Origin of the sequence: Buttiauxella sp. JUb87, from assembly GCF_004361975.1 — a bacterium.
Classification (GTDB): Bacteria; Pseudomonadota; Gammaproteobacteria; order Enterobacterales; family Enterobacteriaceae; genus Buttiauxella; species Buttiauxella ferragutiae.
The window spans coordinates 125,311-148,655 of sequence record NZ_SNVY01000007.1 but is presented as its reverse complement, the minus strand read 5'-3'; the positions used below and the strand labels follow the sequence as shown (position 1 = coordinate 148,655).

23 protein-coding genes and 2 pseudogenes are annotated in these 23,345 nt (G+C 50.8%); 10 read left to right on the top strand and 15 right to left on the bottom strand.

Annotation, left to right across the window (positions count from 1 at the left end):
- Positions 1-419: 419 nt before the first annotated feature.
- Positions 420-641 (bottom strand): annotated as a pseudogene (locus EC843_RS19790) (phage polarity suppression protein); the annotation flags it as partial.
- Between the two features lie 245 nt (positions 642-886).
- On the opposite strand from EC843_RS19790, the gene EC843_RS19785 reads away from it, so the two are divergent.
- On the top strand, positions 887-1,288 hold the full coding sequence (locus EC843_RS19785) for a hypothetical protein (RefSeq protein ID WP_133522923.1): 402 nt from the start codon (positions 887-889) through the stop codon (positions 1,286-1,288).
- A gap of 505 nt (positions 1,289-1,793) precedes the next feature.
- On the opposite strand, the pseudogene EC843_RS19780 reads toward EC843_RS19785, so the two are convergent.
- The 9 genes and pseudogenes from EC843_RS19780 to EC843_RS19740 form a co-directional block, all read right to left on the bottom strand.
- Positions 1,794-1,907 (bottom strand): annotated as a pseudogene (locus EC843_RS19780) (IS630 family transposase); the annotation flags it as partial.
- Positions 1,908-2,102: 195 nt separating this feature from the next.
- Positions 2,103-2,801: an acylneuraminate cytidylyltransferase family protein gene (locus EC843_RS19775; RefSeq protein ID WP_133522922.1), complete on the bottom strand. Its 699-nt coding sequence runs from the start codon at positions 2,799-2,801 to the stop codon at positions 2,103-2,105.
- Positions 2,802-3,857, bottom strand: a complete 1,056-nt coding sequence (locus EC843_RS19770; RefSeq protein ID WP_064544208.1) for a nucleotidyltransferase family protein — start codon at positions 3,855-3,857, stop codon at positions 2,802-2,804.
- A gap of 7 nt (positions 3,858-3,864) precedes the next feature.
- Entirely contained in the window at positions 3,865-4,515 is a 651-nt protein-coding gene (locus EC843_RS19765; RefSeq protein WP_064544206.1) for an acetyltransferase, read from the bottom strand.
- Positions 4,508-5,581 carry an N-acetylneuraminate synthase gene (gene neuB, locus EC843_RS19760; RefSeq protein ID WP_133522921.1) on the bottom strand — a complete coding sequence of 358 codons (1,074 nt, stop codon included), beginning with the start codon at positions 5,579-5,581 and terminating at the stop codon, positions 4,508-4,510. Before neuB ends, EC843_RS19765 begins: the two co-directional genes overlap by 8 nt.
- The gene (gene neuC / locus EC843_RS19755; protein WP_133522920.1) at positions 5,578-6,735 is read right to left on the bottom strand and encodes a UDP-N-acetylglucosamine 2-epimerase; all 1,158 of its coding nucleotides are present in this window, start codon (positions 6,733-6,735) and stop codon (positions 5,578-5,580) included. Before neuC ends, neuB begins: the two co-directional genes overlap by 4 nt.
- A gap of 4 nt (positions 6,736-6,739) precedes the next feature.
- On the bottom strand, positions 6,740-7,885 hold the full coding sequence (locus EC843_RS19750) for a LegC family aminotransferase (RefSeq protein WP_133522919.1): 1,146 nt from the start codon (positions 7,883-7,885) through the stop codon (positions 6,740-6,742).
- Between the two features lie 10 nt (positions 7,886-7,895).
- On the bottom strand, positions 7,896-9,092 hold the full coding sequence (locus EC843_RS19745; protein WP_064544199.1) for a UDP-N-acetylglucosamine 4,6-dehydratase: 1,197 nt from the start codon (positions 9,090-9,092) through the stop codon (positions 7,896-7,898).
- Between the two features lie 13 nt (positions 9,093-9,105).
- Complete coding sequence (locus EC843_RS19740; RefSeq protein ID WP_133522918.1) at positions 9,106-10,965, bottom strand: hypothetical protein; 1,860 nt, start codon at positions 10,963-10,965, stop codon at positions 9,106-9,108.
- 85 nt (positions 10,966-11,050) lie between these two features.
- On the opposite strand from EC843_RS19740, the gene EC843_RS19735 reads away from it, so the two are divergent.
- The 9 genes from EC843_RS19735 to EC843_RS19695 all read left to right on the top strand — a co-directional run bounded on the left by EC843_RS19735 (position 11,051) and on the right by EC843_RS19695 (position 18,237).
- Positions 11,051-11,887: a flagellin gene (locus EC843_RS19735; protein ID WP_064544194.1), complete on the top strand. Its 837-nt coding sequence runs from the start codon at positions 11,051-11,053 to the stop codon at positions 11,885-11,887.
- 147 nt (positions 11,888-12,034) lie between these two features.
- Positions 12,035-13,297 carry a flagellar filament capping protein FliD gene (fliD, locus tag EC843_RS19730; protein WP_064544192.1) on the top strand — a complete coding sequence of 421 codons (1,263 nt, stop codon included), beginning with the start codon at positions 12,035-12,037 and terminating at the stop codon, positions 13,295-13,297.
- A gap of 16 nt (positions 13,298-13,313) precedes the next feature.
- The gene (fliS, locus tag EC843_RS19725) at positions 13,314-13,694 is read left to right on the top strand and encodes a flagellar export chaperone FliS (protein ID WP_064544190.1); all 381 of its coding nucleotides are present in this window, start codon (positions 13,314-13,316) and stop codon (positions 13,692-13,694) included.
- Positions 13,691-14,002, top strand: coding sequence for a hypothetical protein (locus tag EC843_RS19720; protein WP_064544188.1), 312 nt, complete (start codon positions 13,691-13,693; stop codon positions 14,000-14,002). The genes fliS and EC843_RS19720 overlap by 4 nt, the downstream gene beginning before the upstream one ends.
- A complete protein-coding gene (locus EC843_RS19715) occupies positions 13,999-15,195 on the top strand; it encodes a flagellar hook-length control protein FliK (protein ID WP_133522917.1) in 1,197 nt (398 codons plus the stop codon). The genes EC843_RS19720 and EC843_RS19715 overlap by 4 nt, the downstream gene beginning before the upstream one ends.
- 28 nt (positions 15,196-15,223) lie before the next feature.
- Positions 15,224-15,679, top strand: a complete 456-nt coding sequence (locus EC843_RS19710; RefSeq protein ID WP_064544185.1) for a flagellar basal body-associated FliL family protein — start codon at positions 15,224-15,226, stop codon at positions 15,677-15,679.
- Between the two features lie 13 nt (positions 15,680-15,692).
- Positions 15,693-16,424, top strand: coding sequence for an RNA polymerase sigma factor FliA (gene fliA, locus EC843_RS19705; RefSeq protein WP_133522916.1), 732 nt, complete (start codon positions 15,693-15,695; stop codon positions 16,422-16,424).
- Positions 16,424-17,281 carry a flagellar motor stator protein MotA gene (gene motA / locus EC843_RS19700; protein WP_064544183.1) on the top strand — a complete coding sequence of 286 codons (858 nt, stop codon included), beginning with the start codon at positions 16,424-16,426 and terminating at the stop codon, positions 17,279-17,281. The genes fliA and motA overlap by 1 nt, the downstream gene beginning before the upstream one ends.
- The gene (locus EC843_RS19695) at positions 17,278-18,237 is read left to right on the top strand and encodes a flagellar motor protein MotB (protein WP_064544181.1); all 960 of its coding nucleotides are present in this window, start codon (positions 17,278-17,280) and stop codon (positions 18,235-18,237) included. Before motA ends, EC843_RS19695 begins: the two co-directional genes overlap by 4 nt.
- 111 nt (positions 18,238-18,348) lie before the next feature.
- Here EC843_RS19695 and EC843_RS19690 read toward each other — a convergent pair whose 3' ends face one another.
- The 5 genes from EC843_RS19690 to EC843_RS19670 are packed head-to-tail and all read right to left on the bottom strand — an operon-like array spanning position 18,349 to position 23,342.
- Complete coding sequence (locus EC843_RS19690; protein ID WP_133522915.1) at positions 18,349-19,428, bottom strand: hypothetical protein; 1,080 nt, start codon at positions 19,426-19,428, stop codon at positions 18,349-18,351.
- A gap of 4 nt (positions 19,429-19,432) precedes the next feature.
- Complete coding sequence (gene flgL, locus EC843_RS19685; protein ID WP_064544177.1) at positions 19,433-20,356, bottom strand: flagellar hook-associated protein FlgL; 924 nt, start codon at positions 20,354-20,356, stop codon at positions 19,433-19,435.
- Between the two features lie 60 nt (positions 20,357-20,416).
- Positions 20,417-21,778 carry a flagellar hook-associated protein FlgK gene (gene flgK / locus EC843_RS19680; RefSeq protein ID WP_064544175.1) on the bottom strand — a complete coding sequence of 454 codons (1,362 nt, stop codon included), beginning with the start codon at positions 21,776-21,778 and terminating at the stop codon, positions 20,417-20,419.
- Positions 21,779-21,792: 14 nt separating this feature from the next.
- Positions 21,793-22,239, bottom strand: coding sequence for a rod-binding protein (locus EC843_RS19675; protein WP_133522914.1), 447 nt, complete (start codon positions 22,237-22,239; stop codon positions 21,793-21,795).
- Between the two features lie 11 nt (positions 22,240-22,250).
- Complete coding sequence (locus EC843_RS19670; protein ID WP_337927075.1) at positions 22,251-23,342, bottom strand: flagellar basal body P-ring protein FlgI; 1,092 nt, start codon at positions 23,340-23,342, stop codon at positions 22,251-22,253.
- Between the last annotated feature and the right edge of the window lie 3 nt (positions 23,343-23,345).

The window sequence follows — 23,345 nt, the reverse complement described above, 5'->3', positions numbered from 1 at the left end:
ATAACAAAGATCATCCTCAAAAATCAATCAACTATCTCAATAGTTCTTATGCTTCTCATGATTATGCAGCAACGCAGCAAAAGGTGATTTCTATCTTTTCCTGACCATTTTCGATTTAATGCCCAAGAGCGTCCCCATGTCTTTGTCAAATGCCGTCAGCTATGCCTTTGACCGTCCCCTTCAAGAACAACGTATTAATCATGCTTAGGATAATAATAAATATTAATAAACAGCGCGCAATGCTATCCCCGCCAAGCCTGCCAGCTTCATGGATGGGATTTAATGCAGATACATAAACACCCCACAACCACGCCTTTTCTGAGGTTTATGGTGTAAAAAAATACGGGGTTTTACATGCAAAACCATGCACCGTAATGCATGGTTTATTTTAATTAAATGACGGGATTTTCAGGTCGATTTTATGCGGGTGGTTGCTGGCTCAGTTCTGCCAGCCGGTGCGCGTAAAGACGGTTCTGTACCGGTATGTATTTTTGCTGATTATATACCCGTGAAGCCGCATCAGGCCTGAATCCGATGGCCGTTAAAATGTCGCTGTTTTCAGCCGAGTAATTGATTTCATGACTTGCAGCCAGATACTCCCGTAGAGCTTCACCGATGTAATGTGTCGCTCGTCGTATCGCCATTTTCGGGTTTGATTTTTTCGCCATTGAGCCAGTCATGCAGATGACGGCGAACCGTTGTTTCATCAATAAGCTGAGACTTGGCGATCATGGCGGTAGCCCAGTCCTCAGCGGCGAGAAGTACACATCGAATTCTGTCACGCATACGGCAATATACTTCTGACAAATAAAATTGATAGTGCATAATAAGCTAGCATCTGATGCCAAAACATATAGGTATTAATTAACTTTCAAAGGATATTACAATGAAAATATATTTATTGTTATTGTCACTTCTGGCAACTACAGGCGCGAATGCCGAATGCTGGATTGTTGACAACATGAAAGGCTACTCTGCTTTTAGCCAGGATGGATATAAATTTGAAGAGAATAGTATAGATGATGGGAAAATTTCTTTAGACATTAAGAACAAGAACATCACAGTTAAACAGATTGGGAATTCTAGCTTTGGCGAAGGAATAACGTATACGCCAGTTAACGATAATGCTTTTTCAGGACATAGCACTTCTCTTGGCATGACGATAATCGAAAACTGGGTGATAACAAAAGAAAATAAAGTATTATTTAATCGGTCGGTACTTGACACAGATAACCCTGACATGACATCTACAACCGCACTGGTTGGCGATATTATAGGGAAATGCTAAATCATATTTGACTTCCTCCCCGGCAAAAGGTCGGGGACTCCTTAACTCTTGAGGTACTAATCTGGCACTTTGTTATTAAAATTGTGGTATAAATCATGGATGTTGTTTCTTTAACTAGCAGATTATCAAATCGGTAGCAGTACATTTTCTATTTAGTAAACTCAAAATAAAAATGCGCAACACAAACGAGTGCAACCACTAACCTTAAACACCTGACACCCTCCCCGTTACTTATTTTATCAAATTAATGAAAACAATTTCGTCTGTAGTTTTTAGACTTTTATTTCCGATCTTAACCGGTAAATTCTACAACACATAAAGACATTTATCATTTCTACTATTTCATATGAATTTTACTTTTCCACCTTACGGTGGGAGACATAAAAATAAATCAATACCCACTTATACACGGCTACGCAGCGAGTGGGGTCTACCGACAGTTGCCTGCCGCAGGCTAAAAGCAAAACTAACAGATGTTCGCCACATGGGACTGAGAGTCATCACAATGTAACATCAGCATGGCGATAAGCCGCCGGGTATGGTTTTTATCGGGTGTTTTCTGGATGATTTTCTGCATGTTGCGTCGTTCATTTCGGGGGATGGGTACTATGATCGGCATGACTCAGTCCGGTTGGAGGGTTTGTGATGCTTGGCGATTGATCAGATCGCTCAAACCGGATTGAGTTCCCTTCAGTGATCGACTATTACGTGCAGTTATTTAGCCGTTTTTTACACCTGAACATGCCAGGATGGGCAATGGATTGTTCACCCTCTGCTCACCACCTAATTTATTGATGAGGTATGGAGAGAATAATTACCTATCTGTGGAAATTTGAGTCTGTGACATCATAAGCTCCGCGAATGTAAAATCCAGTTGGTTATCAATATCGACAGACTCCTCTTGCCTCATGAGATAAGCATAAGATTTATCTCCATAGATATCGGATAAAGCACCAACGAATTTCCGCTCAAAAATATAGATCGCGCCATTTATTCTGTAGTAAGGCTCCAGCTCCTGGCCTCTCAGATTATTTTTCTTGTGAAGAAATCCAGACATCGAGTGATCCGCAGGCAATTTATTGCATAGCTGAACAGGGTGTTCCATTTGGCAGACTGAAATGACACTGTTTGCCGCCATTTTTTCATATAACGTATGAGCTTCAACAATATTTACGGCTTTTCGTAAGGGAGAAGTTGGCTGTAACAGAGTAATATTACGGACCTTCCCCCATTTATTCTCGGCGATTTCCACCATATGTGAAATAACATCACAGGTCGTTGCCGTATCACTCGCCAGGACTGCAGGCCTTAAGCATGGGACAATTGCACCATATTGTTCTACTACGCAAGCAATCTCTTCGCAATCAGTACTCACTAACACCCGATCAAATAAATTACTGTCAATTGCCGCTTCAATAGACCAGGCAATCAAGGGTTTACCCGATAATATTTTTATATTCTTGCCAGGTAGCCGCTTGCTTCCCCCTCTGGCCGGTATAATGGCGATTCTCATTTACCACTCCAGTTGATATACATCGGCCTGGGCACGATGAAAATCATCCGGCCGGCCAATATCAAGCCAATATTCATGGATAGGGAACATTAAAACATCAGAGTCATCATTAATATTTGAATCAAGAAGTGTTGGCATATCAATTGATATACCCTTTGGCACACCTTTAAAAATCCTGGGACTTAATATATAAACGCCAGCATTTACGAAATAACGGTGAATGGGTTTTTCTGACATCCCAACTATTTTTTCGCCATCACAGTCAATAACCCCATATGGCACCTGGTATTCATATTGACGTACGCACATGGTTGCTGCTGGCGTATGTGTAGTATGGAAAAGCATGAGCCGCTCAAAATCAAGCGAGGTCAGTACATCACCGTTCATCATGATCAAGGGTAAATCAGGGATATTATCAGGTAACAAGCCCAATGCCCCTCCCGTTCCAAGAGGGACATCTTCGTGAACATATTCAATATTAACCCCCCAGCGCTGCCCATCCCCAAAGTAATCCATAATGACCTCTGGCAGATAATGGGTGGAAATATAGATATTTTTAAATCCTGTTTTTGCAAAACGCTCAACCAGAATTTCCAACATGGGTTTTCCGCCAATTTTTAACATCGGCTTAGGGCAATTGTCAGTCAGCGGTTTCAGACGGGTACCGAAACCGCCTGCCATAATAAAGACCGGATGCTCATAGCGGCGATGTGCTGAAGCCGATTCCCAGGTTTCCAGCCCGACCAGGCGGCCATTTTCGTCCACTACCGGAATAGAGAGAATACTGCGTCTCTTCATTTCTGCGAGAACTTCGCTCCGGCTACAATTAATAGGAGACGTCAGTGGATTGCAGTTCATGACGGCTTCAACGGCCGTATTCAGGCTGACATCAGCCAGAATTGCCCGTCGGATGTCCCCATCCGTCAACACTCCCAATAATCTCTCCTGCTCATCAACAACCAACGCCACGCGCAGCGCTTCCTCATTCACGATGGACAAAGCATCGCGCAGAGAATCCCTGGGGGATAACAAGATTTTTTTCCAGTCTTTGCTCATAGCAAACTTATCTCTGTTGATAACTCCGCTCAGCCAACCGAGCGCGAGCAGGAAAGACAATGTGATTTTTCGGCAAATGGCAGGTCAATGTCGCTCCGGCACCAACAACGGCCTCATCGCCAACCTGAATCCCCTGAACAACGACAGCCCCACAACCCACGAATACGTTTTTCCCCAGAGTCACGTTTCCACATAACACAGCACGTGGAGCGAGATGACCATTGTCGCCAACTGCGCTGTCGTGCTCGACAATGGCCCCTGAGTTGATCAGAGTGTTGTTACCGATGCGCGCACAGCTCTGCACAATGGCTCCCGGCATAATCTGTACCCCCTCGCCGAGAAATGCGTGGGGCGAGATAACGGCCTCTTGTGCTACTACGGATGCGAAGCGATAACCTTTTTCGGCATAGCGCGAGAATATCTTGGCCCTCAGATCGCTTCCGGCCACGAAACCGATGCCATTTACCAGCAAGCAGCTATCAGGGGAAGCATTCGTACTGAGTGTCTCTTCCTGCCACAGCGGTAATCCCGCCAATGCACCCTCGCCCAATGAATCAGGCGCAACCAGTGCCAAAATGGTCTGTCCCTGGCGGGTGAGAATGTCAGCCAGTACGGATGCATGCCCCCCCGCGCCTATCACTATCAGCGGTTTATTCATGAATCAGATCTCCCATCTGGTAAGCAACACTTGCGCGTTTCCCCTGAACATCCCACCAGGAATAAGGGCTCATGCCATTACCGGGCCGCTTGATTGTCACGTTATGCTCATCAAGCACAGCACCCAATGGAATGTCGCAGGCTGCAACCAGGCTCTTGCGGGCAACCGCTTTATTTTTCAGCTCACACGGGCGCGGGCTCTTAATGCCATTACCCAGCGCGGCCTCCACATTCCGAATACCCTGGACCATTGCGGCCAGCTCTTGCGGCTCCAGTGAGGCCTTGTGATCAGGCCCTTGCATGGTCTTGTCCAGTGTGAAGTGTTTTTCGATAAGACAGGCGCCACGGGCAACTGCCGCAACAGGCACGGTGACCCCCTCGCTATGGTCGGAATAACCGACCGGCAATCCGAAGGCATGAGCCAGGGTATCCATGGCTTTAAGGTTGATGTCAGGCATCGGTGCCGGATATTCGGTAGTGCAATGCAGCAACGTCACGTTGTTTCGCAGCGCCTCTTGCCCCTTCTCAGAGGCAAAGGCCGCCATAAAGGCCCCCATACTCGGCACGGCATCCAGCTCTTGGGTCATGCCAAAAGCGATCACGCCAAGGGCCGATTCCACCTCTGCCAGCGTCGCCATCCCCGTGGAAACGATCAGTTTGCAGCCGCTACGAGCATGCCTGAGGACAAAGGGGGCATTAGTCAATTCACCTGACGGGATCTTCAGGGTACGCAGTTTGAGCACTCGGACCAGAAACTCGAGACTTTCGTCATCAAAAGCCGTGGAAAGAAATGCGATTCCCAGCGCTTCACAGTGCCTGATAAGACTAAAGTGCGCCTCAAAAGGGAGCTCAAGCCTGGAGAGCATGGCAAGCTGGTTTTCTGCTTTACCAGTATTGACCGTCTGATAATCAGCTTGCTGGGCATGGCTCGTGACCAGGTTCGTAGCCTTGAAAGTTTGAAATTTCACAATATCGGCACCGGCCCGATGGGCGGCATCGACAAGCGCATGAGCAAGAGACTCATCACCGTTATGATTCACACCAGCCTCGGCGATAATGCTGATCATTGGGGCAAACTCCTGGTTAGATCATGAAAAATTTTGACCGATTCGAGCGGGCAGGTACGCAGTACATCCACAATGCGCTTGCTCACGTCTCCCATGCCATACGGGTTAGTAAAGGCATCGGTGGACAGCGGCAACAGCGCTTCTTTGATGGCTGAAGCGATAGATAAGCGATCCGGCTGGCAATTCACCACACTGGCAGCAGCCATGCGGCCTTTCTGCCGTTGCCCGATATTCACCGTTGGCACCTTAAGTGAAGGGACTTCAATGATGCCGCTGGAAGAATTGCCAATAACGGCAGAGCAATGTTTTACCGCACTGAGGTAGCGCTTATAGCCCAGAGAAGCGATCGCCATGACTCGTTCAGGCTGAGAAGCTGCATAGTGCTCAAGCTCTGGGATGATTTGGCGCCCACCGTCATCAGCATTGGGATAAGTCACTATCACCTGATAATCAGGATAATCATCCAGTGCTTTCAGCAATGACCGAAAGCTTTCAACTGCTGGTTCAGAGGAGAGTGTGACGGGGTGATAAGTCACCACGAAAAAGGGATTGTCGAGCTTGAACCCAATGGAGGCCTTAAGTTCTTCCAAAGACATCAACGGTGTCTTGCTGATGTGGTCAAGGCCAACTGCCCCCGGATTAAAAACGCGATCGGGATGTTCCCCAAGCTGGATCACGCGCTGACGATAGCGTTCATTGGCGGTGAAATGGAGATAACTCAGCTTGGTGATGGCATGGCGAATGGCATCATCGTAAGCACCTTCCGTGATTTCACCACCGTGAATGTGAGCAATGGGAATACGCATGAGCATCGCCGACTGCGCCATCGCAAGTGCCTCGTAACGATCTCCGAGGATAACCAGCAGGTCCGGTTGCAGTCGGGATAATGCATCGGCCATCCCAATCAGTGCGACGCCCATACTTTTGATCACGCCTACCGCGGTATCAGAAGAGAGCAGCATTTCGATACGTTCATCGATCTGAAAACCGTCCTGCTCAATCTGCCGCCAGGTCATCCCGAATTCGGGTGACAGGTGAGCACCAGAGACAATGACTTTCAGCTCCAGGTCAGTGGCAGCCGAGATATCTTTCATCAACCAATAGAGCAAACCATATTCCGCCCGGGTGCCAGTAAACACTGCGATCCGTCTCATTTCATCAAACCTCAACCGGCGAGCTAGGCAAGTTGATCACCCGGCTTTCAAGCCACTCGGAAACCGTCAAATCCCCTCTATGTGCATGAGAAAACATGGGTAACCGATGCATAAGTTTCCAGACAGGACGCGTCATGACGCCAGCCGCATTGGTTTCTGTCAGTAGCGCGTCACGCTGTACTTCGCTCTCGCAGATAATGGCGTTGAGCCAGTAATTGGAACGCGCGTAGCTGGGTTCCAGTACAAACTGGCAATCATGCTTACGGAAGAACTCAGCGTAATGCTGTGCTAACGCTCTTTTCTGTTTCAGAAAAGTCGGCAGAGCTTCCATCTGGGCGCACCCCAGCGCGGCATTGAGGTTCGGAAGGCGATAGTTAAAACCAGCCTCATCATGGTGGAATTCGTAAGGATGAGGCACCTTTGCCGTCGTGGTGACGTGTTTGATGTGATCCCCTTGTGTCGCGGTCTGGCACAACACCATGCCACCGCCACCGGTAGTAATGATTTTATTGCCGTTGAAACTCAAGGCGGCGAATTCGCCCACGGTCCCGGTATGTTTGCCCTTGTAGAAAGAGCCAAGGCTCTCAGCTGCATCCTCAACCAGCGTCAGTCCCCATTGCTTGCACAGCAATAGCAGCTCATCCAGCTCGGCTGGGTGACCGAATGTGTGCATCGGTAATACGGCTTTAATACGCTGTCCGGTACCCTTGTGATAGCACCCCTGCCCAGTCAGTTTCGCGTGTTCGTGTAAATACGCTTCAACCGCCTCTGGACACAGACTCAGGCTGGTTTTCGCAACATCGACCAATACTGGCTGAGCACCCATGTGGTAGAGCGTGTTGCAGGTGGCAACAAAAGTCAGGGCCTGGGTGATAACCAGGTCCCCTCGCTCAACGCCAGCCTGATGCAATGCGGCATGAAGTGCAGCTGTTCCATTGACGGTCGCGACAGCACGCGCACTCCCGGTATACGCCTCAATCTTGCGTTCAAACTCATCAACATATTTGCCCACGCTGGACACAAACGTACTCTCTAAGGTGTCGGCGACGTTTGCCTGCTCCTTTTCAGAAAAAGTCGGCGCATGTAGCGGGATGAACGCATTGGTTTTATAAATGTCACGAATAAACGCGACCAGCTGGGTTGATTGCATTTGATTCACCTTACATCTTTGCGTCGAGGTACTTGCCCGTCTCTTGATGGCCAAAATCGGGCAGCATTTCAAAGAAAAGGCTAACGATATCGTCCTTGCTCCATTTCCGGTCGCTTCTCAACGCATCGATTTTTTTCTCAAAGGCATCCAGTAATTCTGGCTGGTATAGGGGCGCATTTTTAATCACGCCAATACTATTGAAGCGCCCCATATCCAGCGTTTCTTCTTCGGTGAAAAACTCTTCGAAATCCTTTTCTCCGGTTGTATCACTGGTGGTGAACAGGCAAGGCCAGCTTCCCTGTGCCGGCAATATACTGGCGAGCTCACGCGCCTCATTTTCATCATGGCAAAGATACGGCTCGTAACCATGATGTCTGAGGTATCTGGTGGCGATATCAGCAAAAGAGATGAGATGCAGTGTTTCGCTCAATTTTGGGAAGAAGATGTCTCTATTTTCACCGAATATGCAGGACATCAAACAAAGCTCGCCCGACTCCTGCGGCGTAACGAAGTAGCGTTTAATATCATGAGGAGCAACCAGTGGCTGCCCCTTCTGCAAGCGCTGATTAAAACCATGCAACAGCGAACCATCGGAGAATGCGACATTGGCAAAACGCGCCGTCGACAGGGTAATTTGCTCACTTCTGCGCATCAGGAACATCTCCATGATCCGCTTAGAAGCGCCCATCATATTGACCGGATTAGCCGCCTTGTCGGTGGATACGCAAAAGTATTTTTTTACGCCTGCTGCAATAGACTGGCGAAGGGTCTTGTCGGTATTTAATACGTTGACATCGATCATTCTCATCAAAGTCCACGGGTCTTTTTCGCTGCGTACGTGCTTGAGTGCCGACAAATTCAGCACATAGTCATATTGGCCGTCAGCCTCAATAAAAGCATCATATTCGACCGAACCAATATCCAGCGCGAAGGTTTGAAAGTCCCCAGGGATATAACCAAACGAGCTGCGGATATCGCGCACCAGCTCGACCATGTTATTTTCACTAATATCAATAACATGCAACTTATTTGGCTGACGTTTGAAAATCTCTTTGGTGACCGCCTGCCCAATGGACCCCGCCCCTCCTAAAACCAAAAAGCGGGACTCAGACACGCGTTGATTCAGTTCTGAATCAACGCCAGCAAGGTCACAAGCAAACAAGGCGTCGCTGCGCCCAATAAGGGATAGCATCAAATGAGATTTCATCTATTACCTCTGCTCACACCAGGATCACATATTTCTTCTGGGCATTGATGATCCCGGTGATCAATTGGGGCTGAGAGCCCAGGCTACCGACGGGGCCATATTCCACCCAGTGATAACCATAGGCGCGCAGGTCATTCCGGCCTGCTGACGCCGCGAAGCAATCGAAACAAAACCCCGCCTCTTTGACTGCCGCCAAAGTGAAGGCTTGAAGATCATTGCGTGTCACAGTGCTCATGCGATCGCACACGGCGGCAAAATCCGGGCTTGTCTCATCAATGACCAGAGTGCACAGGAAGCCCATGCGGATCAGATCGTCGATGCTTTTTTCCAGCACATTGAACTCATCCGGGTGACCGATATGAAAACCGAGTACCATTTTCTTCTGTGGCAACGCCAGGCCTGCCCCCCTCGCAATATCATTCATCGTCCTCTTACCCGCTAAAGACTGACTGGTGTAAGCATCCCAATATGGATAGGGGATTTCGCCGCGCCGATAGAGTTCGCTGTAAAGTACGATCTGCCGTTCATCAACAATCTCAAGCAGTAGAGCCAGACGGAGTAAAGGCCACTTGTGCAGCGCCACCTCACGAGGGACATTCTGCTCTGGAGGCGCGAGGATGAAAGGGATCTGCTCTTTGCACAAACTGAGGTGACTACTGGACATAAAGCCACAGATCCCACGGATCGGTGTTTTGAGCATCAGTAGTAATTCCATCGGCATTGACGCAGGTAATGGGATCAGTTTGGGGTTTTTCTGTTCAATAACGTCATTCACGACGTGTCCCGCCGGATGACCTTTAAACAGCAGACTGGGTTTGCCAGCAATATGAAGAGGAGAACCTGATTTGCGAATATGTTTAAGCAAATCGTGATGCAGCCGGATGATCCCCCTGGCTGCTAAGCCGCGTGCATCCTCAACGTTTTGCGAAGTCCCCAACACAATGACGGCATCCGTATGCTGAGCAAACAACGCTTCGATGGAGGCCCGTTCAACACCGACTGCGCGGAATAACCAGTCCTGTTGATGAGGAGCCAGAGAAGAAAAATCGTTCCAGTCAGTCCGCTCCAGCCAGGGCAGAATTTCCTCGGCCAACGTTTGTAAGGCAGGCAAGCGGGTCATAATGTCTGGTCGTACCATGTGGTAACGAGTGGGATAAAAACGGTGCCACCCCTGCCCGACAATTATTTTGTCCTGCCCTGGGACCGTAAACCCTACGCTGCGCGGCGTTTCATAGAGATAGCTACGCAGACGGGCCAGAACCGCCTCTCTCTGCACCAGGCGTTCCGGTTGATCATTGAGCTTGAGCAACTCGCAATAATCAAAGGTGCCATCTTCATAGAGATGAACCATCCGCACCGGATACTTGAGAAAGTGCAGCGCGTTAAGCAAGGGGGCCAACGCATCAGAGCTATAGATAAGGTTGGAATGAACCTCAACCTCGACGCTGCCATGCTGAGCACACAGCGCCATCAATCGTTCGTAGACCTCTCGCACCGGGGCAATGCCCTGTCGAAAATGTTGATGACGCGGATGTAGTTGTTGACCATCCTGCAATGTCGAGCGACCCCAGGTGGTGAGGGAGGTGGTGTTTTCCTCTTCACTGTGACGGCAAAAATGCAACAACTGTTGCAACATCGGCATCGTAAAGGGATCGAGATAAATCCGCACAAGATGAGGTTGAGGCTGGGTCATCACACTAAATTCTCTGTCTTCGTTTATGACACCAGAGAAATAGCAAATATCGTGCCAACTCGTTTTTAAGCCGATGTGGTTGGGCTTATCTACCAAATACGCATCAGAAAGGTTAACGCCCCCCTTCTGCAAAAAATGACGCAATAAAAAAATCTTTCGAATGCGTTTAAGTTGCCGCATCAACCTGTCGTTATTTCTCAGGGATGATGGAGAAGCACGGCTACCGGGCCCTCCACTTAAACTTATATACGTAAGGAGTCTTACCGTGGCTATTTCAATCCAGACTAACTATGCATCCCTTGTTGCCCAGAACTCCCTGGCTAAGTCTACTGAATCTCTGAACACTTCTATGGAGCGTTTAGGTACTGGTTACCGTATCAACAGCGCAAAAGATGACGCTGCAGGCCTGACTATCGCTAACCGTATGAACACCGATATGGTCGGTATGAACGCCGGTATCGGTAACATTGAGAAGACTCAGGACATGCTGCAAACCGCCGACCAGGCCATGGCCGAGCTGACCAGCATCACCGACCGTATGACCGAACTTGCTACTCAGGCATCGAACGGAACCAACTCAACCGCCGACCTTGAAGCTATGGACTCCGAGTTCCAGAAACTGGCAGATGAAGCGAACCGTATCGTTACCGATACCCAGTACGCTGGTAACAACCTGTTCGATACTCTGGCAGCGGGTTCTATTAATGTGCAGATTGGCCGTAACGGCTCTGCTGACTCCATCAGTGTTGATGTTTCCAGTGGAATCACAACCATGCGCAGCTCAATCACCGGTCTGACTTCCATGTCTCTGACTGGCTCTGGTAGCGCCCAGGCGAGCCTGAGTGGCCTGACCACAACTTCTGATGATATTTCTGCAGCCCGCTCTGAAACGGGTGCCTACATCAACTCCCTGGAACACACCAAGAGCAACTTGATGAACGTCGAGATGAACACCGAGGTGGCGAAAGGCAGGATCATGGATGCCGACTTCGCGGAAGAAGGGGCCAACATGTCCAAGCAAATGATGCTGCAACAATCCGGCACCATGGTTATGGCCAACGCCAAGTCTATGACTGGTCTGGCACTGAACCTGATCGGCTAATTACTTGGCTTATCGCTGCAAAAATGGACTGCCTCGGCAGTCCATTTTTTTGTGACAAATACGGTTGTGCTACCCAAAAATGACAATTTATAAAAACAGGCACGATTATTGCTTTAGACAACCCTCACCACGAGGCATGAACAGACTATGATTAACCCCTCTTATCTGGCTAATTACTTTACCGCGCTTGAGCGTGCTCCTTACGATGAGCGCTATCAGGCCCAAATGGCCGATGTCGACGGTCAGATAGCCGCCTGGGGCGAAATTGAAACCGCCATTACCAGCGTACAGACAGCGGCCAAAGCACTTTATGCTGATAACGACGGCTTTAACACCACCAAGGCATCCGTATTACCGGAAAACTCCGGTGCCACCGTCTCAACCGGCTCAGGTGCTATCCCGGGTCACCATGAACTCTATGTAGAGCAGGTAGCCAAGGCACAGCAGGAGTCGCTCAACTTCGGTACCAGTGGCAACGTACCCGCAGGCACGCTGACTATCAGTGGCACCGATGCGGATGGCAATCCACTGACCCTGAGCATAGACACCAGCACTCTAAATCCACCTACCGTAGAGTCGCTGTCCAACGCTATTAACGCTCAGGGAGACGACCTGGGGGTATCAGCCTCAGTGCTCAAGGACGACACCGGCAGCTACAACCTGGTGGTGACCAGTGACGATACCGGAACAGATAATGCCTTTACCGTCAGCTTTAGCGATCCTTCTGTCACTCAGAAACAGCTAAGCCCACCGCAAAATGCCATTGTCTGGTACGGCGGCCAAAATACTGGCATCAAGTACGAATCAGCGAGCAATACCATCACTGATATGATCCCTGGCGTCACGATTAACGTCACCCAGCCGGGTCAAATTACGATTGATGTCGTACCGGACACCGAGGCGATCACTACCGACGTACAAGCTTTTGTCGACAGCTACAACGCCATGCTCGACGTATTCACCACCCATGTGAACACGCCTGATGGCGCGCTCTATGCCAACGGCTCGGCACGTGGCATCCAGAACAGCCTCAAACAAACCTTCTATACCGTGAGTCCGGACGGAATGATGATGGCCAACTACGGCATCACCTCGGACCCCTACACCGGCAAGCTGACGCTGGATACCGAAGAGCTGCAAACCGCGCTCACCGAAAACCCTGAAGATGTGGCGGCACTGTTCAAAGACGTGGCCACGCAGATCGACGACCTCGTTTACAACTACACGGCTACCAGCGGCACCATCTACAACGCTCAGCAAAGTCTGGACAAAGAAAAAGCCAGTATCCAGTCAGATATGGACGCGCTTGATCGCCGTATGGATAAGGTCTACCAGCAATACCTGAAAGAATTCACAGAGATGGTCGAGTACATGAACATCATGAATGCCACCTCGGCCATGTTCCAATAACCAGGCAGGAGTCGCCATGTTTAACAATGACAACCCGCTCATCGCTTATCGGCAGAATGCAGGTGCGGCGCGTATCGCCGCAGCCAGTCCACAACAACTGGTAGTCATATTACTCGAGCACCTGCTCGACGAGTTGGACTATATCGAAAACTACATCGCCACCATGCAGCTCAACCATAAAGGCGACAGTATCAGCAAATGTCTGGAGATCCTCCATGTGCTGGATGCCAGCCTGGATACCCAAAATGGAGGGGAGCTGGCGGAAAACCTGCACCAGCTCTACGACTTTTGCAGTCGCCGCCTTCTGACCGTCAACTTGCGCAATCAGCCAGAACCGCTGGCTGAAGTGCGCCGGGTCATTATCCCGCTCAAAGAAGGTTGGGAAGGTACTACGTGATTGACCTCATCAAACGGCATGGTGAGCAACTGCTTACCGCCATGGAAGATGCAGCATCCAAACGCCAATGGAAAACGTTGATTCGACTGGACGGCCAGCTTGCCGAGTTATTGCGCCGTCTAAATGAGCAACCCAAGCTCAAGGAGCAATTACCGATGGCCCTGTGGCAGGCTCGCCACCGGCAAATCATCAACCAGTTGGAAGCCCGCAAAGCCTGGCTGGGTGAACGGCTGCGTGGAGATAGCGAGTTGCGGGAAGGTAAACGAGCCTATCGCGAAGTTCAGTTGTACGGAGGAGAAAAACAGTGATTCAGCCTGCAGCAAGTCAATCCAGCGGAAGTCAGGCTTCCCCTGCATCCGGAAAAGTGACTTCCCCGACATTCGGAAACGTGACTTCCCCGGCTTCCGGAAGTTTCACTGCCCTGTCTCAGCCCGTACCGGAATCCTCCTCCAGTGCAAAGTCTCCTTCCGCCAACGAGTTGATAGCGAAGATTGAGCAATTGCGTCACATGCCAGGACAGCCATCTGACTGGCAAACCAGACTCGATAAGGTACTGGAGACGCTCCGTTCCCATGAACAGGGCGACAAAGCAGCCTCAGATACACTGATGGAAGCAGTCAGCCAGTTATGGCAACGACAGTCACAAGAGCCCGCGACGATGGAGCAAATGCAGCAGTTTTTAGCTGCACTACAAAAAACGTTGGCTGAACAGCCCAATAGCGAGCAGTTAATTTCGCAGCTTCGCGGTATGCAGGATATACGCCCTGTCCCCTTGGGGCAGCATGCCAGACTGACCGTTGGCGATCTCCAGAAGCAAGCCCCCCATCAGATTGGCAAAATCGCCAACGGTGCTCCGATGGCCCCTTTACAGGCACAGGCTCTTCTGACCCAACCCCAGATGGACGCCCAACTGCTCTCACAATTAACCACCGCAGCCCTCAATGGTGAACAGCTCAGCGAGCTGACTAATCTCGCTCAGTTGCGCCAGGCGCAGCCTCAACTGCCTGTAACAGCAGGAGCCATGAACCGCGCTATGCCGGGGACAGTCGGGCATGAATTTTCCCCTCTGACCCTCGACAAGCAAACGTCCATGTGGGCCGAGCAGATGCTGGCACCGCTTACGGAGCGCTTGCGGGTACAGAGCCAACTAGGAGTAAAGCAGGCGACCTTGCGGCTTGATCCGCCCAATCTGGGCAAGCTCGACCTTCAAGTGCGGACGGAAGATGACAGGGTATTTATCCAGATTTCCGCCACCAATCCGATGGTCAGAGACCAACTGCTGCAATTAAGCGATCGGCTGCGTCAGGATATCTTGCACGGCCAGGCCTACAGCCAGGTGAGTGTCGAAATCGGCCAACCCGGTGGTGAACAACCCGCAGGTCAGGGTCAGCACAACGGTGGCAACAATCAGAACATAACCCAGGCCATAGAAGGTCACGAGGAGCAGGAGTGGCGTTCACTCGCGACCACTTCTGACTATAACCTGGACACTTACGTCTAATTTCTCTTGTGGAATGAGATCTATACCCATGGCAAAAAATATCATCATTATCGTTCTCGTTGTCTTGCTGGCTGCCGTTGGGGGCTTTGTCGCCCTCGGCGGGAAGGAAGGAGTGCAAAAATTAATTGGCTCGTCTGAAACCAGCAAAAAAGAGCCAGCCCCCGAACTACAGATCTACAGCATTGAAAAGGTGCTGTTAACTCTGCCGGAACCAGGTCAAGCCAAGGTTCATCACGCTCAGGTTGATGTCGTGCTCACCAGTTTCGATCCTAAAGCCATCGAGACCTTCAAGAAACTGGACCCTTTGCTACGCAACATCATTATTGAAGTCTTCGCCGAAAAAACCTTCAGCCAGCTCAAGGACACGAAAAACTTTAGCGCGCTGCAAAGTGAAGTTCAGGCTGCTTTGACGGTGGCTCTGGTCAAGTACAAGATCGAAATCAAGCTGCTGGACGTGAAATTTAGCAAGATGGTTTTGCAATAAATAGGTTGCCACGATGCCGATGTTTGCCACCAGCAATACCGCGTTCTTTGAACAGCTCCAGGAACGCAAGAATATTGAGAGTAATCTGCTTCGGCAGTACCTCCCTCTCGTCCACAAGCTGGTCAATCAGCTACGCAGCCATGCGGGTCCCGTCATGGGGCGAGAGGATATGGTCCAGCTCGGTCTGATGGCGCTGCTGGATGCACTCCGTCGTTATCCAGGCCAGCTGGATGACGGTTTTATGATCTATTGCAAACAGAAAATACGAGGCTCCATCCTCGACGAGTTAAGGAGACTTGACTGGCGTTCACGTAGTGTCCGCCAGGAGGCTCATCGGCTTAATGACATCACCCGCCAACTCACCCAACGTCTTGGTCGTTCACCCAAACCGGATGAACTGGTCGAAGAAATGGGGATCACCGCTGATGAGTTGAGAACCCTGGAGCAGGATACTCACGCCAATACCCTGCAAAGCCTGGAAACCTTACTGGAACAAGAGCCGCATTACCATCCAGCGGGCCGCGACACCACAGAAGTGCTGGATAAGCAACGCTGGCTAGGGCAGGCCCTTGCACAGTTGCCGGAGCCTGATCGTCTGGTACTAAGCCTTTACTACCAGCACGAACTCAACATGAAAGAAATTGCGGCCGTCATGCAGAGAACCGAAGCCCGTGTTTGCCAGTTGCACAAGCAGGCCGTATCCCGCCTGCAAGCAATATTACAAAATGAAATGGAGTTGAATTAATGTTAAAAATCATCGGTATCCTGGTGGTGCTGGTCACGGTCATCTGCGGCTATCTATTTGCGGGTGGTTCACTGCGCATGCTCTGGCAGCCGAGCGAATACGTCATTATTTTGGGGGCAGCAGCGGGTTCTATACTGCTGGCCAACGACAAAGAAGTGTTGCGAGACATCGGCTCCCAATGCAGGCGGGCCTTCGTGAAACATGATGATAGAGACCTGTACCAGCAGTTCATCCTGCTCACCATGGAAGTGTTAGAAAACACCAAGCGCCAGGGTCTCAAGTACCTGGATGAACACATTGAGAATCCTCAAGAGAGTACTCTCTTTGCCAAATATCCCCTGATCTTGAATGAACTCCAGTTGGTCACCTTTCTTACCGATAACCTGCGCCTACTTTCGATGGGAAAAATAGAAGGGTACGAACTGGAAGCGATTCTCGACAAAGAGATTGCCGCGATGGTGGAGACACGCCTCGCCGCCTCTGTGGCTGTCGGTGGTGTCGCCGAAGCTATGCCCGGTTTTGGTATCATGGCAGCCGTTCTGGCCATCGTCATCACCATGGGCAAAATCGATGCCGGTATCGTGGTTGTTGGCCTTAATGTCGCAGGTGCACTGATAGGAACCTTCTTCGGTATTTTTATGTGCTACGGCCTGCTCAGCCCGCTGTCAGAAGCGATGAAAGCCACGGTAGAACGCGATATGACCCTGCTGTATGCCTGTCGTGAAGTATTGATCAACTTCGCTGCTGGTAAGTCACCACTGATGTCTGTTGACGCCGGTCGCCGCATGATCCCAGAAAAATATAAACCGACCTTCTCCGTAATGGAAACCTGGATCGAAGAGGGCAAGGCGCAATGAGTGACATTGGCGATTCCGATAAGAAACGCAATGCTAACAATGGCGATTCCGAGAAGAAGCGCAAGAATTCGATCATTATCAAACGGGTGACCAAAGTGAACGGCAGCGTTCACAAAGGGGCCTGGAAAGTTGCATTCGCCGATTTCGCCATCTCCATGATGGCGCTGTTCCTGGTACTCTGGATCATGGGGGCAACCACAGAAGAACAGCGCCAACAGATGGCAAGTGCCGTGGAATCTAATGAAATTGTTGAATTTGATGGTGCCTCTTCGATATTAGAAGGGGCAGGCGGTAACACGCTGCAGGAGAAAACTGAGAGCGCTTCCTCGACTAAGAAAGAAGAAGAGAGCTCAACGGATGCGTCAGACGAGGAAAAAAAGGAAGCCCTCTCAAGGTTAGCCTCCTATTACGAATCACAGGCACAACTCGGCCAACTGGCCACAGAGTTAACCCAGACCATTCAGGAGATGAAGGTCAGCGACAGTGTCGTTATCGAGGTGGTTGAACAAGGGGTCAGAGTCCGTTTCCAGGATCAGGCTAAAAAGCCGCTATTCGACAGCGGCAGCCGTCAACTCAGCAACTATTTCGTTAAGATATTACGCAACCTTGCCCCTGCCTTCTCGAAGATCAACAACAAGGTGATGATCAGTGGCCACTCCGATGCTACGCCACTTAACAATGCCTTCTACTCCAACTGGGAACTGTCGACAGAGCGCGCGATTTCAGCACGACACATACTGGTGCAAAACGGCATGTTGTCTGATCGCGTACTTCAATTGGCTGGTTATGCCGACACCATGCCGCTTCAAGGCAAGGATCCGCTGGACCCGGTCAACCGTCGAATAGAGATATTAATCCTGACCGAGAAGGGAGAAAAGGAGCTGAAAAATATGTTCAAACAGGGCCCAGCGTCTGAGCCGTCTGCTCCTGCACCATCAGCCCCACCAGCGAGCTAAGTGGTTCAGTGTTGTCGGATGACGCTGCGCTAATCCGACCTACGAAGGAAGTTTGTCATTCAGACTGAGACAAAAAAGGGAACCGGTTACGGTTCCCTTTTTATATCAACATCAATACTCTTCTTGCCGATCATCCGCTGTTGCCAGAATACTTTGTACTGTGCCGCGCGGCACATTGGCCTGAGTCGTGAACAGCATCAGAGGGTGAGATGATTCTTTGACAAAACAGGCTATAACTTTGTCCATCAGGCCATCAAGTTCCCTGGTGCCCAGATCGTTGGGTTGAACCTGAAGTTGCCCCATCCATTGTCTCTGCATTTGTTGCAGCATGAAGAAATGCGACTCAATCTCGCGATCAAGATTCACGATCCGGCTCTCCGCCAGTGCGATATCCTCTTCATTGCCCAACTTCCACAGACCCACTTCGCGCCAGGAGATATCAGGCTCCAGCTGTAGCTTGATGGGTTCACCGGTCGGGATGCGAACGCCACCACCTCGGATATAAAGCTGCCCGTTGACCTTCTTCCACTGCTCAATCGGCACGCTAAACGCCATCCCGCTCTTTTCACTGGCTCGAGATCGGATGCCAACTCGGGCAAAAGCACGCCCGACCTGACGAACTCGCGCATCCTGGAGCGAATCCCCTTTGATGCTTAGACCCGCCCGGACCGGGCGTCCTCCCAGTAATATCAATTCAAGGTGTTCATCCCGTCCAGCAGGAGCCAACAGGTTCAGACCCGCGATTGAAAACTCACGAATATCCTGATAACCGAGCAATGCCGGGCGGAACTCCTGGGTCAACAGACGCAGGTTACTGTAGTGGGTCTGAAAAGGGATCCTGGCCACTAACCGCTTCTGCTCTTGCAGTTGGGTTGTCCATCCCTTGAATGAGCCTGACTCTCTGATACCAACGAAGAGTCGCATCAAGTCGCGCAACCCTTGCCTGACTAACAACAGAGCGCGGAGCGTAATCTGCACAGCCGTTGCTTGCTGCTGCAAAGAACCTACCTGAGCCCAAAAACGATGTAAGTCATAGCGCCCTGGGAGAGGACGCAATAATGGAGGCGGTAGCTGCTCCAGTTCGAGCGTTTTTCCTGCTTCAACGGAGGAAGAGCTCGGAGGCGTCGCAAAACGCCTCCTCTGAAGCCCATCGAGAGTACCGAGGCGCTGGGAAGAATTAACAACCTTCATATCATTACATCATCTGGAATAAATTCATCTGAGACATGTCCAGATAAGTTTTCTGTATGGCCTGAAGAGCAACCGCTGACTCAGAGAGATCCATCGCCGCCTGAGCATAATCCAGATCACCAAACTGCCCTTGTAACTGCTGATTGAACATCAGGACATCAGTGTGAGAAAGCTGTACATCATCGACCATGTTCATGCGGCCACCCAGTTCAGCCAACTGCATGTTGACGGCATCCTGGAATTCGCCAACGGAGACCAGCAGTTCATCAGAAGCCTGAGCAATCTGTTCAGGTGTAGAGTTAGGATCACGCAGAATATCGACGGTATCATCAATGGTATTGAAGATGTCGTCGCCCGTACCAAACAGGTCAGCAAACGGGCTGAAGGCTGATTCGATAGTCGTGCCTTCACCGATCGGTACCGGGCGTGAGCCAGTGTCGCCCTGGTAGACCCAAGTGGTATCACCGGTGACCGGATCTGTTTCCTCGACGATTGGCGGCTTATCAGTGACATTGCCACCAAACATATAAAAACCGGTCGGTGAAGTGCCATTGCATTGCAGCGCCAGTGCTTCATTAAGTTCACTCAACTCGGCAGCATAGGCTTCCAGTTCTTCGGGCGAGGCTGTACCAGAACCAATGTTGATCGCAATCTCGGTAATACGATCGCAGATGGAGTTCATCTGGGTCAGATAGCTGTCGGCCGACATGAAAATAGACTCAAGGTTATTGAGATTATCCATGTAAGTATTGATCTGGTTTTCACTGTGACGCAGATCCTGAATGGCTCGTGCGGCCAGAGGATCATCGGATGGGCGCAACATGCGGTTACCCGTTGCCATCTTGGCTGCCGTCTCATAGTAACTGACGTTTGACTTGACCATTGCGGAGTACATGGTCGTGTTCATCATGTTGGAACTTACACGCATAGGAATTTCTCACAAGATTGTCAGACCCTCTCCCCCGCCAAAAGGCCGGAGAGACAGTCGTTAGAACATGTTCATGACGGTGGCAAACAGCTCATCGCTCGTCGCAATAACTTGAGCGTTGGCGACATAGTTCTGCTGGTAAGTCATCAGGCTCATCGCTTCCTCATCCATGTTAACCCCACTCACCGATGACCAGGAGTAATAGGCCTGCTCCATGGTGGACATTGCCATCTCGTAGGCCTCACGCGCACTAGATGCCGCACTTGCAACATGGCTATAAACAGCGTTATAGCTGTCGTTTAAGCTGAAAGAACCGCCGCCAAGTGAGTCGAACACGAAGGATTGATTCTGCACGTTAAGCATGTTTTGCAGATTACTGTTGTCACCCGCGCCACCAGTCGGCGAAGAGGCAAAAGCCAGATCGGCGTTGGTAAAGCCATCGGCCACCTCGATGGTGCCAGCCGGATCCGCTGGGTCGTAGGTGAACATCGGTTTACCTGGGTTGCCATTGAGATCATAGCCGACCACCTGCCAGCTGTTCATGGCATCCGCGAACTCTTGTGCAAACTCGTCGACGTAGGCCTGCGCTGGGATCAACTCTTCCTGATAGTATTCGTAGGTCGCGCCGAGTGCGCCACCGATATCCGGATTAAGATAGTAAACATCATCACCGAATTGTAATTCCAGCTTGCCATCTGAAGGCTGCGTACCTGAACTGAAACCGAGGGTAGCGGCCTCTCCCTGACTCACCAGCGGTTGCCCCTGTGGCAAAGTGACCTGAATAGTGCCGTCACCACAGTCGATCACGCTGACATCAAGCATTTCGGAAAGCTGGAGTACTGCCACATCACGCTGATCCTGTAAGGCACTGACATCCTGCCCTGAGGTCATCCCCTCCTGGATCTGCATGTTCAAATCTGCAATCTGCTTGGTCAGGGAGTTCACTTCCTGCACCATGGCCTGCATCGACTTGTTGACCTGATCAATCTGGTTTTCCAGGTTGCCGTCAATGTTAGTCATCTGGTTGCACAGCTCGCGAGCCGTGTTGAGTACGTCCTCGCGCAAGGCGGTGTTGCCCGGATCAGCCATGCAAGAACTGAGTGCGGCAAAATAACCGTCCAGCCCCATCCCCAGATTGCCACCATCGGTCGCAAAGGTGTTTTCCAGAGCCAGCATATAACCTGCATAGGCACCGGTGTAGCCCACTTCAGTACCCGCATCCCATGCCTGTGCCACCAGGTATTGGTCGGAAATTCGTTGTACGCCATCGATACTCACCGTGCCGTCGGCGTTGGTGGTTGTCATCAGCGAGTGCCGGCTGTAACCCGGCGTGTTGGCATTGGCGATGTTACTGGCAGTCACGTTCAGCCAGGCCTGCGATGCCTGCAAGCCAGACATCCCTATCTGCGACATATTACTCATGTATTTTACTCTCGCTACACACTCGATTGATGAGGGTTATTGTCCTGGCTGGCATAGGCTTTCAGGCCTTCTTCTAACTCAGCTCTACCAGACGTGTTCTCCTTCTCATTAAGAGCGACCTTATTCCCCTCAGGCTTAAATGTATTTTCCTGAGGTTGTGTCTGGCCGAATTGCTTGACCAGCATATGGGCCAGACCGAATGAGCCCTGGGCACTCAACCGCTGAGCGAGTTGTTCATCGCCCAGTTCACGATAGAAACGCTGAGTATCACTGGAAAACGGTGAATCTTCGGACGCCAGTGCATCGGTGGCATCGCGCATGTGCTTGAGTACTGTCTTGAGAAAGTGCGTCTCAAACAAGGAAGCCGCTTGCTCCAGCGCCTCCTGAGGATTCTCCAGCTTGATATTGTTGAGGGATTGCAAATCGTAATAGGCTCTCTCTGGCCGATCGACAGGCTTCATTTCATTCCCCTTTATATGACGATAAGGTCAGCATCCAGCGCACCCGCTTCATCTAACGCTTGCAAAATAGACATCAGATCGCTGGGTGTAGCGCCCAGTTCGTTCAATGACTTGACGATTTTATCCAGCGAGGTTCCTTCAGGCATGACGGTGATCCGCGGCTTTGCTTCAGACATGTTCACCGTGGAGCGTCGCACTTTCTCCGTGGTCCCTTCCGCCAGAGCATTCGGTTGGCTGATCTGGGTATTTTCAGTTATGGCTACCGTCAGGTTGCCGTGCGTTACTGCCGCTTTTCTCACATAGACAGTGTCGCTCATCACCACGGTGCCTGTGCGGCTGTTCAGTACGATACGCGGGCGCACACGGCCCTCCTGAATCTTTACCTCTTCGAGCATCGCGATGAAATTCACCCGTTGGCTGGGATCGGATGGTGCTCTGACCCGCACTGAACCCGCGCTATAGGCTGAGGCAACACCGGCGCCAAACCGGGCGGTGATAGCCTGTTCAATATTGCGTGACAAATTGAAGCTAGGTGTTTTGAGGTTCAGGTTGACATAGCCATTATTGGCGGGTTGAGAAGGGACGGCCTTCTCTACGACTGCACCACCTGGGATCCTGCCCACCGTCGGTACGTTCACGGTGACACTGGAACCGTCACTCCCTTCGGCTGAGGCACCTCCCACCACCAGGTTACCCTGGGCGAAAGCGTAGACTTCGCCATCCACCCCATACAGAGGTGCCAGCAATAGAGTTCCTCCTCGTAGGCTCTTGGCATCGCCCACTGAAGAGACAGTGATATCAATGATTTGACCTGGGGAGGTCACATTACTGATCTCGGCATGGATGGAGACTGCCGCGACGTTCTTGGTTTTGGCCTGATTCTCCTCCTGAATGCCGAACTGGCGCAGCATGTTGCTCATCGACTGCGCCGTGAAGGTCACTTGGTTACGATCGCCCGAACCATCCAGACCAACAACCAGTCCATAGCCGACTAATTGGTTCTTTCGCTCTCCGCCGATCTCCACCAGGTTAAGCAGTGGCGTCGCCTTAGACTGCACAAATGCAGGCCACAGAACCAGCCAACATATCAACATAATGCGCATGCT